Here is a 16445-nt window from a genome sequence, read left to right on the forward strand (position 1 = left end):
ACATCTCCACACATAGAGAAAGAATTTTCAACAGCATAAGAAAAAAATACACCGTATTTAAATTTCAATTATATTCGCCTTTAAAAAAATCTATGAAAAAAATAATTTCAATGTTCGTCATTTTGTCTTCTATCCTTTCATGTTCAGATAAAGAAGACAGCCCAATAGGCTTAAGCTCAGATATTTTAATCACGCATATCACCATCAATTATGCTAACAATACCGATTATAGCAAGTCATTTAACTATGAAAATGGCAATGAGTTATCATCAACTGTAGACTCAAATGAAAACAGGGAATATTATACCTATGAAGGTGATTTTGTTACTAAAATTGAAATTGATTATAAAGATCCTAAATTTTCAAACGAAAGATTCTTTACATACGATGCTACTGGAAGATTGATTCAAGAAATAACTTTATATGATTATAATTCAGTTGGTACCAAAACGGTTTTTACTTACAATACCAATGGCACGATCAATTATACAACATATTCAGGCAACTTAACAACTCAAAACACCCTTAGCATTCAAGGTACTTATACTTTAGATTCAGCAGGACAGATTTTAACAAATGCATATACTGATGCCAATGCCATTAGCACCGTACTTAGCTATACATACGATAGCAAGAACGCTTCACACTTAAACATTAAAGATGGGTCAAAAGGCTTTAAATATATTTTTGGTGGCATAAACAATACTAAAACCCATAAATTTGTTCGATCTGGGATGGAAATTTATAGTTACAGCTCAGATTTTGAATATAACAGCAACAATTATCCTGTTTCGGAGCATAAAACTGAAAATGGTGGATTAACATGGATTCTTTATACCTACAATAAATAAGTTTAAGATAATATGAAAAAACTGTTTTTTTTAGCCTTAATTTTTATTTCCTTAAATGCTTTTGCGCAAATAGAAACAGATTGTGATGACCTAAACAAACTCGCTTGTTGCCCTAGTTTAGAGAGCGGGTATATCCCCGAAATACTGCCATGGGACAAGGTAGGAAGCAAAACCACTTATAAAGAGGCTATATACGGTATGTTTCCAAAAATACTAGAGTATAAAGAATTTATTTATCGTGACCTATTTTCTTCTTCGTTTCAAAATTTAGAAGAATATGCTCCTTTGGATCCTCCTACTTTAACTAATTCCAAACTAAGTTTTAGTTATTGCATCCCAAATACCAGACAAGTAATGAAGGTTGAAATTACAGACTATAATGCTCCTTTTTTTGAAACCAAAATAGGAAAAGCTCTTAAAGACTTAGATTTAGTCGTGTTTCAACCAAATGTAATCGCTTTAGGAATTCATAATCACTCACCATTAAACAAAAAATATAAAAATAGCGTTATTGCATCTACTCGTTTTTCGCCTTATGGAGGTAAAAGTGACGATGTCCAATATGTTGCCTACGTAAGCGATAGGTATTTAATAACAATAACTATAGACGATAAACCTATGCGTTTTACTGAACCTATACAAGTTGAAGAATTTATAAATGACTATGTTTCGCAAATAAACTTAACAGAAAAATAGAATGTTTTCTACACAAACATGAAATACATAATAAACGCTATTCAATAAAAAATCGGTTAGCCTTTAAATATTATTAATGAAAAATAAATTTTACGCATACATACAGAACTTACAAGATCAAATCTGCAAAGGTTTGGAAGCTGTTGATGGAAAAGCCAAATTCCATCAAGATTCATGGGATAGACCAGAAGGTGGCGGTGGAAGAACTCGAGTAATCGAAAACGGTAATGTTTTTGAAAAAGGCGGTGTCAATATTTCTGCTGTTCATGGGAAGTTACCTGATTCTATGCAAAAATTATTCAACGTTGATGAAGCTGATTTTTTTGCTTGTGGTTTGAGTTTGGTTTTACATCCAAAAAACCCAATGGTTCCAACAGTTCACGCAAATTGGAGATATTTTGAAATGTATCCTAAAAACGTTTCTGGAGAAACTTCCCCTTTGGGGGCTGGGGGGCTTAGTTGGTTTGGTGGCGGACAAGATTTAACCCCTTATTATCTATTTGAGGAAGACGCTATTCACTTTCACCAAACTTGCAAAACAGCTTGCCACAAGCATAATCCTGAGTTTTACCCAACTTATAAAAAACGTTGCGACGAATATTTCTATAACGCACATCGTGAAGAAGGCAGAGGTATTGGCGGTTTATTTTTCGATTATTGCAAAGCTACAGATGACATGACTATGCAAGATTGGTACAATTTCGTGACCGAAGTTGGTGATAGTTTCCTTGAAGCTTATGTGCCTATTGTTGAAAAGCGAAAAGATTTACCATATACAGAAGCACAAAAAGACTGGCAAGAAATTCGGCGTGGGCGTTATGTAGAATTCAATTTAGTGCACGATAAAGGCACACTTTTCGGATTAAAAACTAACGGACGTATAGAAAGTATTTTAATGAGTTTGCCACCGCATGTACAATGGGTTTACGACCACCATCCAGAAGTTGGAAGCGATGAAGACAAACTTTTAGAGGTATTGAAAAACCCGAAAGATTGGGTTTAAAACCTCAACTTTAATTCCAAATAACGGCTTTTTTAGTGGTTTCTTTAAACGAATTTGATAGATGGAACATTCTTGCTTTTAGCAATATTTTCCGCCCTTTTAAATGGCGTGTATAAAAAACTTTGGATGTGCCTACATGGTTTTTCCAATGTTTTAAAAATACCTCACAGTGTTTCTTTTTTTCTCCGAACAATTCGGGAACTGAATAATAGTTTTGTATCTCAAAATTTCTTCGTAGCCAATTCGTTTTCACAATTAAATACCGTGGGTTTTTAATGGGTTCAATAATTTCTTGAAGCGAATTTATAAACAAGGCACTTTCCATTTCGCTCCCTCCTTTTATGGCACAAATCACTTCGCCTTTTGGTAGAATTTCTGTGGTAAGGATAATTTTTGACCTATCAGTTGAAATCATTTTTAAATCGTACATACTATCTAAAAGGGCGTTTGCAATCTTTTTTAAATCTTTATGTAATAACCCGAATTGAATATAATTCTTTATGGATTTATAGGTTTTCAAACCGAAACTCAATCCTAAAGCGGTTAACAACGAATAGATAAAAGTCATAGCACCCTTCGTAATTAAAACATTCAGGTTTTTAGCTAAAAACTGAGGTAAGAAAAACGAAAGTGCTACCGATAATTCTAAAAAACTATAGCGAACCACATCATTAAACGTTTGGCTTTTTCAGTTTCATAAGGTTCATCACCTTGGTAATACTGTTTTATTTCTCTAGACATTCCTGTTCCAAGTCCAATAGCATGGTGCCATTTTTCTTTTAAAATGCCTCGGTTTTCAGATTGACTTAACATAGCATCATTCAAAGATTTAAGATCCACATCCGAGAAATTATCTGGGAGATTCAATCGATCGATGCCACTTTCTATATGGTTTTTTTCAGAATTTGAAACTCCAACAAAAGCATCAAATCTTCTCTTTAAAGTTTCAATATCCTTTCCTCCTTTAGCATCGGTAGGATCTAAACACACCAAATGCCAAATATTTCCTGTTTTATTTATATTTCCTTTTTGCGTTCGAATGGCACGACCTCGCATTTGGTTGGAAGACACATACGAACCTACAAACGACGCCAATACCAAAGTGTTTATGGAGGGCGCATCCCAACCTTCACCCAAAAGCGATTTAGTACCAATTAGGATTTTAAAATTTCCTAATTCAAACATTTTAGTCATCGTATTTACTAAATGATTAGCGCCTACTCTCGGAACTATTTCTACAAAATCAGTATCCGATTCAAAAGGAATAAAACTGTAATTTTCAAAAGGCTCAACCTTACCAAAAGCTTCTATGTTATTTTTATGAATAATGACTAAAGTGCCCGTTAATACCGCAATTTCTTGTTTCGGAATAGCACTTATTCGAAGGTGTTGAAAAATGGGAATAACACCCAATCTATCTATGGAGTGAATAGCTTTATCCTCGGTGATTTTAAACTCTTTTTTAATATAATCGGTTAAAACGACAGCGCGTAAATCGGTTTTTAAATTTCTATATTCATTTGAAATAATATCAACAATACTAAACAGTTTACTTGGGCTATTGGATAACGAACGGTACAACTGCTTATCGCCAATTAAATCCACTTTTTTGTTTTCGAATATATTTAATCGTCTCAGTTTTGTTTCTAAATCATTTAAAAAGGGTTCTTTTTCTATTAAATTAAGGCGGTCTACAACCAATAAATTTTGAAATAACACCTCAGCCCAATCATTAGTAAAAGCAGGAAATTCAACTTTCTCCTTTTTTTCAAAACCTAAAATATATAAGTTCTCTTTAGGAATTTCTTGATGAATCGCATTTAGGAAAATTAAAATAGCCGAAAAATATTCAGGATTACTGTAAATGTCATTTAAACTATGTTCTGTCGATTTTAAAAATCGGTGGTTATTTATAAAAGAAATAAACTCGGTATTCAGCTTTAATTCATCAATAAAATTTGAGATTTTCATTCTATATTCAAAAATAAAATGAATCTGTTTTTCATCAGGTTTAGAAAAATACACAAAATCTTGGTGCGGGCACAAATCGCCTTCCTTTACAAGTTTAGGTACGGCGATTTCTTCATCAATATCACCACAAAGTCTGAAATATTTTGACACTTCAAACGCATCACTATCATAAGGTGGGGTTGCCGTTAGTGCAACAATGGTTAAATTATTATCTCTTTTTAATTCGAATAAACAGGTCCACCAAGCATTTTTTAAATGATGCGCTTCATCTAAAACAATCGCATCGATGTTTTCACTTTCAAAAAAGGCGTAGTAATCTGCTTTATTTTCAAATTTTTTATAGAATGCATGTAGCGATTGGTAGGTGGAAAAAGTAATCGCTTTTGGGTTATTGATGTCAAAAGAAAAATCGTTAAACAATTCATTTTCAACAAAAAAAGTTTGCAATCTGTTTTCCCATTGATTTCTAACGGTAAGTGTTGGAGCAAGCACCAATGTTTTTTTACCAATTTGCCTCACTATTTCAATACCAAGTATGGTTTTTCCAGAACCAGGTGGTGCTACAACATGCAAATGGTTATCATCAATATGCTTACTTATATTATTTATAAACGTTTCTTGATAGCTTCGCCAAGGAAAAATAAATTCTAGTTTTTTAAAGGGCATATTAAGAATTAGTATTTTTATCGTTTCAAATATAGAAAAACTATGACCTGCTACTGCGGAAATTTAAAAACTTACGCCAAATGCTGCGAAAAAGCACATAAAAATATAGATGAAGCTTTAACCGCCGAACAATTAATGCGTTCCAGATACTCTGCATTTGTATTAGCCAATGGCGATTATTTAATGCAAAGCCACCACCCTTCTACACGCCCAATAAAAGAGAAAAAATCTATTGTTGAATGGGCAAAATCGGTACAATGGATTAAATTGGACGTATTGGAAACTTCAAAAGGAAAACCAGAAGATACCGAAGGCACTGTCACATTTAATGCTTATTTTTACGAGCACGGAAACGTGAGTATAATTCACGAAAAATCTGCTTTTATAAAAGAGAATAATCACTGGACCTACTTAGGTTTAAGCAAATAAAATTATAGTCATGTACCCACTTAGAAGAAACAGACGTTTAAGAACCAACGAAGCTATTCGCAGTTTAGTTCGTGAAACCATCATATCACCTAACGATTTTTTAGTACCGCTTTTTGTGGTGGAAGGCAAAGGTGTGAAAGATGAAATTCCATCGATGCCAAATTATTTTCGTTACAGTTTAGATTTATTGGAAAAGGAAGTGAAGGAACTTTGGAGTTTGGGATTAAAATCGGTATTGCTTTTTGTAAAAGTACCCGATAATTTAAAAGATAATAAAGGAAAAGAAGCATTAAATCCAAACGGATTGATGCAACGCGCCATTAAAACCGTAAAAAATGCCTGCCCAGACATGTTGGTTATGACGGATGTAGCACTCGACCCCTACTCTGCTTACGGACATGATGGTATTGTTGAAAATGGGATGATAGTAAACGATCCTACTACTAATTTTCTAGCAGAAATGAGTATTTCCCACGCTAAGGCAGGTGCCGATTTTGTGGCGCCAAGTGATATGATGGACGGACGTATTTTAACCATTCGTGAAGCTTTGGAAGATGAAGGATTCATCAATACAGGTATTATGAGTTATTCAGCGAAATACGCTTCGGCATTTTACGGACCGTTTCGTGATGCTTTAGATTCTGCTCCTGTGGATATGGTTGATATTCCAAAGGATAAAAAAACCTACCAAATGGATTATGCCAACCGTATAGAAGCGATACGAGAAACCAACATGGATATTGACGAAGGCGCTGATATTGTGATGGTAAAACCAGGACTTTCGTATCTTGATATTTTAAGAGATATTAAAAACGAAGTGAATGTGCCTGTGGCGGTGTATCAAGTATCTGGTGAATATGCGATGATAAAAGCGGCAGCCGAAAAAGGTTGGTTAAATCACGACCAAGTAATGATGGAAACCACAATGGCTTTTAAACGTGCTGGTGCAGATATTATAGCATCTTATTTTTCTAAAGATGTTGTGAAATTGATTTCGTAAATTAGCCTTTATAAAAAACACTTTTAATGAGCGCATTAATTTTTTGGGCAACCGTATCTATTTTCTTTTCTTTTTTATGTTCCATACTTGAAGCTGTTTTGCTAAGCGTTACGCCCACGTTTATCAACATTAAAAAGCGAGAAAATAAAGCGTACGCATTTACATTGGAAACGCTTAAGGCCGATATCGATCAGCCCCTTATTGCTATTTTAACGCTTAATACCATTGCGCATACTGTTGGTGCGATGATGGTTGGTATTCAAGCGGAAAAATTACCTTTCAAAATAGAGCTTTTTGGTATTAATACGGTGGGCATTATTTCTGCTATTATGACCTTGCTTATTTTAGTGCTTTCAGAAATTATTCCAAAAACCATTGGCGCTTCTTATTGGAAACAATTGGTCGGTTTTACAGCAACGACGCTTAATATTTTAATTTTCCCTTTAAAATATAGCGGTCTTTTATGGCTTTTAAGGCTTACCACGAAACTTATTGGAGGCAATACCCATGGTAGCGTTTTAAGTCGTGAAGATTTTCATGCCATGACCAATTTAGCTGAAGAAGAAGGTGTTTTTCATGAATCTGAAAGTAAGGTTATAAAAAACATGTTAACCTTTAAAGAAGTATTAGCCAAAGATGTTATGACGCCACGAACCGTCATGTCTATTGAAGATGAAAATCAAACTATTGAAACCTTTTTTAGAAATAATGCTAATATAAAATTTTCTAGAATTCCCGTTTTTACTGAAACGCAAGATAATATTACCGGATTGGTTTTAAAACATGAGGTTTTTAAAGAAATGGCCTTTGGAAACGGCGATAAATTGCTTTCAGATATAAAAAGAGACATTATTATCATTAACCGCAGTTTACCCATTCCGCGTTTATTTGAGCAATTGGTTGAAAGTAAAAATCACATGGCTCTTATAGTAGATGAATACGGTTCTGTAAGTGGTTTGGTGACTATGGAAGATGTTATTGAAACACTTTTAGGTTTAGAAATTATGGACGAAAGCGATGATATTCCAGATTTACAGCTACTAGCAAGAAAAAGTTGGGAAGCACGTGCCAAACGACTGGGGATGATTGACGATATTAGCCCAAAAAAATAATGGAATTTTACATCATTCAATCATCTTTTGGTTTTATTAGGACCATTTAATCGAATGATGTTTTTTTTGAATTCTTAAATAAATTAAAAATTTATCTTTCTATTTTTTTATCAACGGTAAAAATGGTTTCAAAATACCCGATTTTACCATTATTTGTAATGCCTTCCACTATAAAAAGCATATCACCTATAGTATCAGCATTATAAAACTCTACTTGTGCATTTCCTTCTGCATCAGTATCAATACTTGGCACCCAATGAACTACCGAACGTAAATCTGGAAGGTTCCAATCGTTAGGGTCATCAGTTCCATATTTGGGGGCATAAAATTCACGCTTTGGAGTAAAACCTTGAACAGAGAATTTGTCGATTCCTTTATTATTGCTAACATAATTAAGTCCTTTACCAGCGTAAGTATAAATGCTTATTATGGATGTTTTTGGATCTCTTATTAACCTTTCTTCAAACAACCCTATACCATCAAGTCCTCCATTAAGATTACTCACTGGAGTATCTATTTTCCCAATAAGTCCAATTTCTTCTTCATGAAAAGGCTCACGAAAAACTTCACTAATATAATAATTTGCGTTTTTAGGATGTTTTATCAATTCAAAACTTTTAATTTCTTCAATGGGTAAACTTTGTATATATGGATAGTCCAACAATGTTACAGGAACACCATCTATCACAATAAAAGTAAAGTTACTACCAAATAATTTAGCCTGTAAAAACCCGCCAGCATCACTTATTTCCACATCATCTGGAAAACTAGCCTGTAAAGCACTAAACAACCCTGAATTCCATTTTGGGGCTTCGCTTATTAACTCTTTATTCTCTATTACCAAATCTGGTGGCCCATGTAAATCCATCATTTTTTGTCGTTGTGGTGTCAGATTGTAACCATCTAATTTCACTTCATCTAAAACAATAGTGCCTTTTGCTACTTTTAAATCTTCAGCTTGTTTACGGGCTATACTCTGTTCTACATAAACATGGACACTATCTGCCAAATAAACTTTTTCTTCATTTTTGTAGTTTATAATCGGACTTTTATGTTCCTCTAATTCAATAGTAAAATCTTGTTTCTTTCCCTTTTCATTTTTAGTTTGAAGTGTCACTCTAAATTCATCTTTATAGTAATCTTCTAAATTTATATTAAAATACCCTGTACTGTCTACTTGTTGGGTCGCTACGTTTAATGGTCCGTAAACAGCTGTAAGCTCCACAGGCTTTTTTAATTCTTTTTTAGAAAACCATATATCCTTAACCTTACCAGAAATACTCAAGCCTTTTTCTGGTAGAAACTTAAAATCGGTACTGAATGCTGAGTTTTCATATTTGTAATTGCTCCAACCTTGGGTTAATAAAAGCGCATCCATATCGTTTTTTCTGCTCTTATTTTTTGGGTTGAAATAATAAGAAGGTGTTTCTATGCTACCTCGCAACTCTGAATTCAATAAAAAATAGGATAAAATATTGTTTCGTGCATTGTTTACACTTCCCAGTTGTTCTTTGTTGATCACCAATACGGAAAGGTTCGTTTTAATGGCATTACTATCTATATCCTCTGTAGTTATATTAAAAACGGTCTTATCGCGTTGGCTATAGTGTTTTAAATGTGGAGTTGCGGTTATGTTGATGCGTTCTTCTTCTTCTTTATAGTTAAAAAACAAACGTTCGGCAACAATTTGGTTTGCTTTGTTTATTATGGTAAATTTTATAATGCCTTCGGGAAACATGCTTTTTTCTATGCCCATATTGGCAACACCTTTTTTAAATGAAATATTGAAATTATCGTATTCTACGCCTCGAACTTGTGCTTTTACATGGAGTTCCTCCTGGTTTGGATTTTTTGAATTTAGACTCATTATGATATAGTCCTGTAACTCTTTTATCTTTAAAACAACGCCTGTTTGGTTTGGTTTTGGCAGTTCGTATTTGTATTCAATATCGTCCTTACCTTTTACACTGGCATAGTACGTTTTTTGAAAGTCGGGTGTTAAATACGTAGTACCCATACCCAACGTGTTGGTCTGGAATGGTATAATGATATTGTTATCCTGGTCTATAATATAGCCGGTAACTTCCTTTCCCTTGTTGTTATAATCGAGTGCCTTAAATCCGAGGGTACTTGTTAAGCCATCTACTAACTTACCGCCTTCTGGAAAAAATTGTAAATCGAGATAATCCTTGTTTACAGCTACGGTTTTACTGTAAGAGTTAATGAAACCTAAATTGTTATTTTTTAGTTTTATGGAATCCAATTTTAATTCGATTCTGGCTTTTATAACATCTTTTGGGAGTTCATATTTAAATGTATAGCCATCATCTGTATCCTTTTTAATTTCAACGGAATCTGTTTTGGTATCGGTATGTATGTACATTTTTAGTCTGCCCCTGTATTTTGGGTTCAGTAAATTGGGGAATGCTTTTGCGGAAAGTTCAAACTGGTTGGGAGCGGTTTCCGTAAGTGTGATGTTCCTAATGGCTTCTTCGTTTTCAGTAACTTTTTTGGCAGCGTAAATGTCGATATATGTTTGCGATATAAATTCACTGCCAAAGTTTTTGTTCCATTGGGTATAGGCACGAACCATGTAGCGTCCCGGTGGTAAATCCTCGTTCAAATCGAAAAAACTATCTGCAATACCGTTTTCCAGTTTCAACAGTTTTTTATCAATGATGCGTTTGTCAAAATCAATAAGTTCTACATGTAGAACACTGCTTACCATGGTTGGAAAATGTACAAAATCGGTTACTATGGCTTTGAACCAAACCGTATCATCGGTAGTGAAAATGGTACTGCTTAGTTGAAGGTATATTTTCTCAGCATAGGCATTTTTGGAATCTATAACCAAGGCCTTTTCTTGAGATTGAACTTGATGGCATATTAATAGAAAATGAAAACTGAACAGGATGAAGCGGAAATGGTTTATCATAAATAGTTAGTTAGGTTTAAAAACCTGCACAATTATCATACCAATATAAAACAAATTCTTACAAGATTTAATTTTTGATTAGTTTTTGTACATTAGCTATAAAATTTAGCGTTATGGAAACCTGCATCATCAAATCGCCTTTAGGTTTTACCAAAATTATTGGTGATGAAGATGGTATTGCATCTGTTTCAATATTAAATAATATAGAGACATCCGAAGGGGAATCAAATGGTTTATCTTTCCCACGAAAGTGGAAATCAGAAGAAAAAATAACCGATATCATTCCTGAAGTATTAGAAGATTGTGTGTTTCAGCTAAACGAATATTTTGAAGGGTCTCGCACACAATTCGACCTTAAATTAAATCCTGAAGGCACCGATTTTCAAAAACAAGTTTGGAAACTGCTAGAACAAATTCCTTATGGCAAAACAATTTCTTATTTAGAACTTTCTAAACAACTAGGCGATGTAAAAGCGATTCGAGCCGTTGCAAATGCTAACGGAAAAAATCCGCTGTGGATTATCGTTCCATGCCACCGCGTTATTGGAAGCGATGGTAGTTTAACAGGTTACGCTGGTGGTTTACACCGAAAAAAATGGTTATTGGAACATGAAAGTCCATTCAAACAAACATCACTATTTTAGTTTCTTTTCGGAAACAGAAATACATAAAATATTTCCTATATTTAAAACAACTAAACTCCTTAAAAATGAAATATCCATAACTGCATTATTTTTAACTATAAAAATGATTAAATGGATGTAGCATTCAACAATTAAAAAACAATAAACACAAACACATGAAATTCTTAAAAAAGCTTTTTAAATGGATTGCAATTATTCTTGTAGCACTTGTAATTCTTCTGTATATTTTTGATTATAGTTATATTTTAAAAGGTGTACGTGTGGTTTATTTGACAGGGCACAACACTGCTTTTATTGATGATTATCCTTATTTTGAAAACGATACCATAAAAAAAGGAACTGATGTAAGTCCGTGGCCAATTCATAAAGATTACAACAGTGTAAAAGAAACAGAAAAGCTTTCTAAAGTAAATAAAGATTGGGGTACCATAGCCTACATGATTATAAAAAACGACAGTATTTGGTTTGAAAATTATTATGAAAACTTCGATGAAAATTCCAAAACCAATTCCTTTTCCATGGCAAAAAGCATCACCACATCTATGCTTGGTAAAGCTATTATGGATGGTTATATTAAAAGTTTAGACCAACCTATTAGCGATTTTTATCCAGAATATAAGGGCGAAAAAACTACGGTAGGCGATTTAGCATCCATGGCTTCTGGTTTAGATTGGGTTGAAGATTATAAAGGTCCCTTTTCCATTACGGCACGCGCTAATTACGACGATGATTTAGCCGAAACCATGTTAAACCAAAAAATAGTAGAAACACCTGGCAAAGAATTTAAATATTTAAGTGGCGACACACAACTATTGGGAATGATTCTTCAAAAAGCAACAGGAAAAAGCTTAGCCACTTATCTTTCCGAAAGTTTTTGGGAACCTATGGGTGCTACGGACGATGCTCTTTGGCAATTGGATGATGGTGAAAACAGACTAGCTAAAGCATTTTGTTGTATTTCAAGTAATGCCAGAGATTTTGCTCGCTTTGGAAAACTTTACAAAGATCATGGTAAATGGCATGGCAAACAGTTATTAGATTCGGTTTTTGTTGCAAAATCTATTACACCTAGGTTTAAGGAAAGTCCGCAATACGGCTACGGTTGGTGGATGAAAGATATAGGCAAAAAGCACTTTTTTATGATGCGCGGGCACTTAGGTCAATATGTTATTGTTGAACCCGATGATAATGTAATCATTGTACGTTTAGGACACAGAAAATCGCCCGATGAAGCTGTGGGACGATTTACCGATGACATTACGGTTTATATTGAAGAAGCTTATAAAATGCTTGAAAAATGATTTCAAAATTAAACTTAGAAAACATCTTATTTCTGGACATTGAAACCGTTCCAGAAACGCAACATTTTTCTGAATTAGATGATACCAAACAAGCCCTTTGGGAACACAAGTCGAAATACCAAAGGAAAGAAGATGAAACTGCTGAGGAATTTTACGAACGTGCCGGTATTTGGGCAGAATTTGGTAAAATTGTATGTATTTCGGTTGGATATTTCATTCTAAAAGGAGATTTAAGGCAGTTTAGAGTCACATCTTTTCATGGTGATGAAGTTAAAATTTTAAAAGATTTTAAAAACTTACTGATTTCCCATTTCAGTGAAACTAAACATTTACTTTGCGCGCACAATGGCAAAGAATTCGACTTTCCATACATAGCACGTCGTATGATTATTCACAACATCGAATTACCATATAAACTCAATCTTTTTGGCAAGAAACCTTGGGAAATTCCACATTTAGACACATTAGAATTGTGGAAATTTGGCGATTATAAATCTTATACCTCATTAAAATTATTAACCAATGTATTGGGAATTCCATCACCAAAAGATGACATTGATGGCAGCGAAGTTTACAGAGTTTTCTATGAAGAAAATGAAATTGACCGCATCGTCATTTATTGCGAAAAAGATACCATTGCGGTGGCTCAAATATTTCTACGCTTACGTGGCGACAACATTTTAACTGACGATGAAATTATTCATATATAAATAAAAACTGCTTTTATGTGGTTTAAAAAAAACAATCCCTAATAATTCATTAAGTTTAAAATGAATTATTAGGGATGTTTATTAAAATTAGTTTAAGTATTTTAAAACGCTTTGTCGTTTTAAAACTTATTTCTTCTTGATATTAAATTCAAAAACTGAATTTGTACCCAACAGAAACCTGATTATACTTTAAGAAATTACGCGTTGTAAAATCGATGTAAAGTTTTCCGTTTAATACATTCATACTAGTTCCAACAATTAAATTCGCATTAAGATTCACCGTGTCTTCAATCCTCATAAATCCTAACCCAGCACCTGCATAAGGGCTTATTTTTGTGCTATTAACATTTATTGGAATGATACCGTTTGCTGACAAACCGAATGATACAGGGTCTGAAAACCCAAAAAACAATTCGGGTACAAACAGTATTTTAGAATTATCAATGCCAAAATTGGCGCGTACACCGGTTACTGGCATAGTGGCATCGCCAAACATAATCCCTCCAAAAATAGACAAGTCTTGAAAAGTTAATTTAGAAAAAATACTTACCTCTTCATCATTTACTTCCATGTTCTCTTCTTCCTCGTCTTGAATCTGTTCAACTTCAACCTTTTCTGTAACTGGAGCAACCTCGTCTTGGTTTTCTAATGGTATACTTGATTCTATGCCCGGTTTCACAATAATAGTTTGTGGATTAATTGTTTCCGTTGGGCGTGAATCAATTTTATCAGAATTACGTTCAATTTTTCTGTTTAATTCATCTAATTTATCAAGTATTTGTCGGGTTTTATCATCGTTTTCTTCCTCCAAAGCAGGTTGTAACGTATTAATAGCTTTAGTATTCTCTCTTATTTCGGAAGTTTTTCCTTGTAAAAGTCGTGTTTCTAAAACCTTAATTCTCTCATTTAAAATACGAATTTGTTCATCTTTATCAATTTGATTGGGTTGAACAGTCTGTTTTATTGAATTGTATTCAACCTCATTTAATATCCGTTGAATTAATAATTCGAACTCAACAGGCGTCATTTGAACTAAGGGTTCTTTAACTTCTTTTTGTTCAATTTGCTGTTTTTGTGGAACCACAGGCTGAGCTATTTGTTTTTCAGCAACTACTACAGGTGCCATTTTAGATGTGGTTGCATCCTTTTCTATTGCTTTAACTTCTTCAGCTTGTTTTTGCTCAATTTGTTGTTTTTGTGGAATTACAAGTTGAACTTTTTGCTTTTCAGCAACCTCTACAGCTGCTTTTTTAGATGTGGTTGCAACTTTTTCTACTTCTTCAACTTTTTTAAGCGCTTCTTCCGTTTCTTTTTTCTCTTCTAATAGTTCTACAGCTTTATCTACATCCTGATTTTGATTAGCTGTATTTAAATCGGATTCTAATTGGGCTATTTTAGCTTTATAATCAGATTTAAGAATCGCTAATTTTTCGTCATTTTTAGCTTGTTGTTCATTTAAAGCATTATTTAAATTTTCATTATAAACAGAACTTGCAGATTTTGCTCTTTTACCAATCGATATTTTCAAACCAAAATTATACATGGTATGCGTTTGAATTTGATCGGGTGATTGAAGATCTTCTTCATTTGAATTAGACGTTAATAAGGCTTTTATACCACCATAGGCTTGAAGTCCTGTCGCCAACGGAATGTTTAATCCAATACCACCAGAAGCAAAATAACTGCCATCTACGGCTAATCCATCTTTTCCTAAATAATCATTCGATGTATTTAAATAACCACCGCCTAATGCTAAATATGGCGCAATGCCTTTAGCAATATTTAGTCGTGCTCTAAATTCTGCGCCATACATAGATAGCTCGTCAAAATCTGTAGAAATTTGCTCGTCTTTAGTCGATTTATAATAGAATCCTCTTAAGCCAACATAATTATTAAAATCTAAACCCACATAACCTCCTAACATCCAAGTGTCTCTGTAATTGGATTTATCATCAAATTTAATATTTGCTAAACCTGGTTCAAAAACCAATCTTAAACCTCTAAATCCGCTAGAAAAACCATTTAAATAAGCTTTGTCTAATTCTGTTAGCGCGCCTGGTTTTCTACCACCTAAATAAAATTGCAACGATGCCATTGCAGACCAGTTACTCAATCTTTCATTTTCAAAATCAGCATCGGTAACACTAAAAGTAGTTTTGTCTGCATCGGTAAGTAATCTTGCGCCCGCATTAAAATTATACATCGTGTTTTTAGCTTCTAACGCAAAAACAGCACGTTTACCAATATTAAACTTAGCACCTAAGCCTAAAGTGGCAAAAATTTGCTCCTGCTTTTCGAAATCTTCTAACTGAATTGTTTGAACACCAGACCCTAAAGTAAAGTAGGGATTAAGTTTTGTTTTTGTGCCAAAATTAGCCTTAAACTCACCGCCCCAACGTGTCAAATTAACATCTCTTGAAATAAACAAATCCTTTGAATAATTGGATAAGCCAAAATTTTCAAAATTTGTAGTTAAATCAAGTCCTTGCATGTAAGTTGCTCTTAACTCGATATATTCACCAAATCCAAAACCAACTTTACCTCCAAACAATAAACCGTCTTCTAATCCAGATTTATCGTCCCAAAAGGTATATTCTACAGCTGGAGACAAGGTAACACTTATGTCTTTTACTTGCCCGAAAAGCGTTGTGGTTCCAAGTAAAATTGTGAATAATACTATGTTTAATTTTTTCATTTTGAATTATTTATAATGACCATATGCTTATTCTCTTTTTTAAAGATTTAAACAAAATCATTTATTAAAAAAAAATGTAGACCTTAATCGCTTAATTTATTATTGGCTTCGATAATAGGTGCAGACTCTTTAGTTTCGGTTAATTTGTTTTGGTTTTGAAGTTTATTTATTACAGCATCTTTTTCAAGACCTAAAATGGTTTTTTGAAGTTCTGAAATAACGACTTCTCTTTTTAAATCTTTAACCCCGTCTAAGACAGCAAAAATTATTAATGCTACCAATCCAATAACCTGTAACATGATTAATGGTGGCATACTATATACCCCAAAACCCAAGTCCATATTTATGGAAGATGAAAATAAATTCCAGTTTAGGATCAATAAAAAAACGTTAATAGCCAGATAAATGTATATGATGATGTATTTCATATCG

General features: G+C 33.6%; 14 protein-coding genes. 9 read left to right on the top strand and 5 right to left on the bottom strand.

Going from position 1 to position 16445, the window contains the following annotated elements; genetic code table 11:
• The first annotated feature begins 92 nt into the window (after positions 1–92).
• From EV196_RS02880 to hemF, 3 genes are all read left to right on the top strand, one after another.
• Positions 93–851: a hypothetical protein gene (locus EV196_RS02880; protein WP_132214694.1), complete on the top strand. Its 759-nt coding sequence runs from the start codon at positions 93–95 to the stop codon at positions 849–851.
• A gap of 12 nt (positions 852–863) precedes the next feature.
• Entirely contained in the window at positions 864–1547 is a 684-nt protein-coding gene (locus EV196_RS02885; RefSeq protein ID WP_132214696.1) for a hypothetical protein, read from the top strand.
• 76 nt (positions 1548–1623) lie between these two features.
• Positions 1624–2550, top strand: coding sequence for an oxygen-dependent coproporphyrinogen oxidase (hemF, locus tag EV196_RS02890; protein ID WP_132214698.1), 927 nt, complete (start codon positions 1624–1626; stop codon positions 2548–2550).
• A gap of 10 nt (positions 2551–2560) precedes the next feature.
• On the opposite strand, the gene EV196_RS20095 is transcribed toward hemF, so the two are convergent.
• Positions 2561–3217 (bottom strand): hypothetical protein, encoded by a 657-nt coding sequence (locus EV196_RS20095; RefSeq protein WP_243652158.1) that lies wholly within the window; start codon positions 3215–3217, stop codon positions 2561–2563.
• Positions 3196–5187: a DEAD/DEAH box helicase family protein gene (locus EV196_RS02895; RefSeq protein WP_243652159.1), complete on the bottom strand. Its 1992-nt coding sequence runs from the start codon at positions 5185–5187 to the stop codon at positions 3196–3198. Before EV196_RS02895 ends, EV196_RS20095 begins: the two co-directional genes overlap by 22 nt.
• A 42-nt stretch (positions 5188–5229) precedes the next feature.
• On the opposite strand from EV196_RS02895, the gene EV196_RS02900 reads away from it, so the two are divergent.
• From EV196_RS02900 to EV196_RS02910, 3 genes are read left to right on the top strand one after another with little or no spacing between them, the layout of a single operon-like run.
• On the top strand, positions 5230–5616 hold the full coding sequence (locus EV196_RS02900) for a YchJ family protein (RefSeq protein WP_132214700.1): 387 nt from the start codon (positions 5230–5232) through the stop codon (positions 5614–5616).
• Positions 5617–5626: 10 nt separating this feature from the next.
• On the top strand, positions 5627–6616 hold the full coding sequence (gene hemB / locus EV196_RS02905; RefSeq protein ID WP_132214702.1) for a porphobilinogen synthase: 990 nt from the start codon (positions 5627–5629) through the stop codon (positions 6614–6616).
• 26 nt (positions 6617–6642) lie between these two features.
• Complete coding sequence (locus EV196_RS02910; protein ID WP_132214704.1) at positions 6643–7728, top strand: CNNM domain-containing protein; 1086 nt, start codon at positions 6643–6645, stop codon at positions 7726–7728.
• A gap of 91 nt (positions 7729–7819) precedes the next feature.
• Here EV196_RS02910 and EV196_RS02915 read toward each other — a convergent pair whose 3' ends face one another.
• Positions 7820–10663: a hypothetical protein gene (locus EV196_RS02915; protein WP_132214706.1), complete on the bottom strand. Its 2844-nt coding sequence runs from the start codon at positions 10661–10663 to the stop codon at positions 7820–7822.
• A gap of 113 nt (positions 10664–10776) precedes the next feature.
• Between EV196_RS02915 and EV196_RS02920 the strand changes: the two genes are divergently transcribed.
• From EV196_RS02920 to EV196_RS02930, 3 genes are all read left to right on the top strand, one after another.
• On the top strand, positions 10777–11307 hold the full coding sequence (locus EV196_RS02920) for a methylated-DNA--[protein]-cysteine S-methyltransferase (RefSeq protein WP_132214708.1): 531 nt from the start codon (positions 10777–10779) through the stop codon (positions 11305–11307).
• Between the two features lie 155 nt (positions 11308–11462).
• Positions 11463–12608, top strand: coding sequence for a serine hydrolase domain-containing protein (locus EV196_RS02925; protein WP_132214710.1), 1146 nt, complete (start codon positions 11463–11465; stop codon positions 12606–12608).
• Positions 12605–13318 carry a 3'-5' exonuclease gene (locus EV196_RS02930; protein ID WP_132214712.1) on the top strand — a complete coding sequence of 238 codons (714 nt, stop codon included), beginning with the start codon at positions 12605–12607 and terminating at the stop codon, positions 13316–13318. Before EV196_RS02925 ends, EV196_RS02930 begins: the two co-directional genes overlap by 4 nt.
• 148 nt (positions 13319–13466) lie before the next feature.
• Here the strand turns inward: EV196_RS02930 and EV196_RS02935 are convergent, their stop codons facing one another.
• Both EV196_RS02935 and EV196_RS02940 read right to left on the bottom strand, forming a co-directional pair.
• A complete protein-coding gene (locus tag EV196_RS02935; protein ID WP_132214714.1) occupies positions 13467–16013 on the bottom strand; it encodes an outer membrane beta-barrel protein in 2547 nt (848 codons plus the stop codon).
• Between the two features lie 83 nt (positions 16014–16096).
• The gene (locus tag EV196_RS02940) at positions 16097–16441 is read right to left on the bottom strand and encodes a hypothetical protein (protein ID WP_132214716.1); all 345 of its coding nucleotides are present in this window, start codon (positions 16439–16441) and stop codon (positions 16097–16099) included.
• Positions 16442–16445 lie beyond the last annotated feature (4 nt).

This window comes from Mariniflexile fucanivorans (assembly GCF_004341235.1).
GTDB lineage: Bacteria > Bacteroidota > Bacteroidia > Flavobacteriales > Flavobacteriaceae > Mariniflexile > Mariniflexile fucanivorans.

Excerpts from the sequence above, each read along its gene's own strand:
- EV196_RS02880 (WP_132214694.1), top strand. The coding sequence starts at position 93 with ATGAAAAAAATAATTTCAATGTTCGTCATTTTGTCTTCTATCCTTTCA.
- EV196_RS02885 (WP_132214696.1), top strand. The coding sequence starts at position 864 with ATGAAAAAACTGTTTTTTTTAGCCTTAATTTTTATTTCCTTAAATGCT.
- hemF (WP_132214698.1), top strand. The coding sequence starts at position 1,624 with ATGAAAAATAAATTTTACGCATACATACAGAACTTACAAGATCAAATC.
- EV196_RS02895 (WP_243652159.1), bottom strand. The coding sequence starts at position 5,187 with ATGCCCTTTAAAAAACTAGAATTTATTTTTCCTTGGCGAAGCTATCAA.
- EV196_RS02900 (WP_132214700.1), top strand. The coding sequence starts at position 5,230 with ATGACCTGCTACTGCGGAAATTTAAAAACTTACGCCAAATGCTGCGAA.
- hemB (WP_132214702.1), top strand. The coding sequence starts at position 5,627 with ATGTACCCACTTAGAAGAAACAGACGTTTAAGAACCAACGAAGCTATT.
- EV196_RS02910 (WP_132214704.1), top strand. The coding sequence starts at position 6,643 with ATGAGCGCATTAATTTTTTGGGCAACCGTATCTATTTTCTTTTCTTTT.
- EV196_RS02915 (WP_132214706.1), bottom strand. The coding sequence starts at position 10,663 with ATGATAAACCATTTCCGCTTCATCCTGTTCAGTTTTCATTTTCTATTA.
- EV196_RS02920 (WP_132214708.1), top strand. The coding sequence starts at position 10,777 with ATGGAAACCTGCATCATCAAATCGCCTTTAGGTTTTACCAAAATTATT.
- EV196_RS02925 (WP_132214710.1), top strand. The coding sequence starts at position 11,463 with ATGAAATTCTTAAAAAAGCTTTTTAAATGGATTGCAATTATTCTTGTA.
- EV196_RS02930 (WP_132214712.1), top strand. The coding sequence starts at position 12,605 with ATGATTTCAAAATTAAACTTAGAAAACATCTTATTTCTGGACATTGAA.
- EV196_RS02935 (WP_132214714.1), bottom strand. The coding sequence starts at position 16,013 with ATGAAAAAATTAAACATAGTATTATTCACAATTTTACTTGGAACCACA.
- EV196_RS02940 (WP_132214716.1), bottom strand. The coding sequence starts at position 16,441 with ATGAAATACATCATCATATACATTTATCTGGCTATTAACGTTTTTTTA.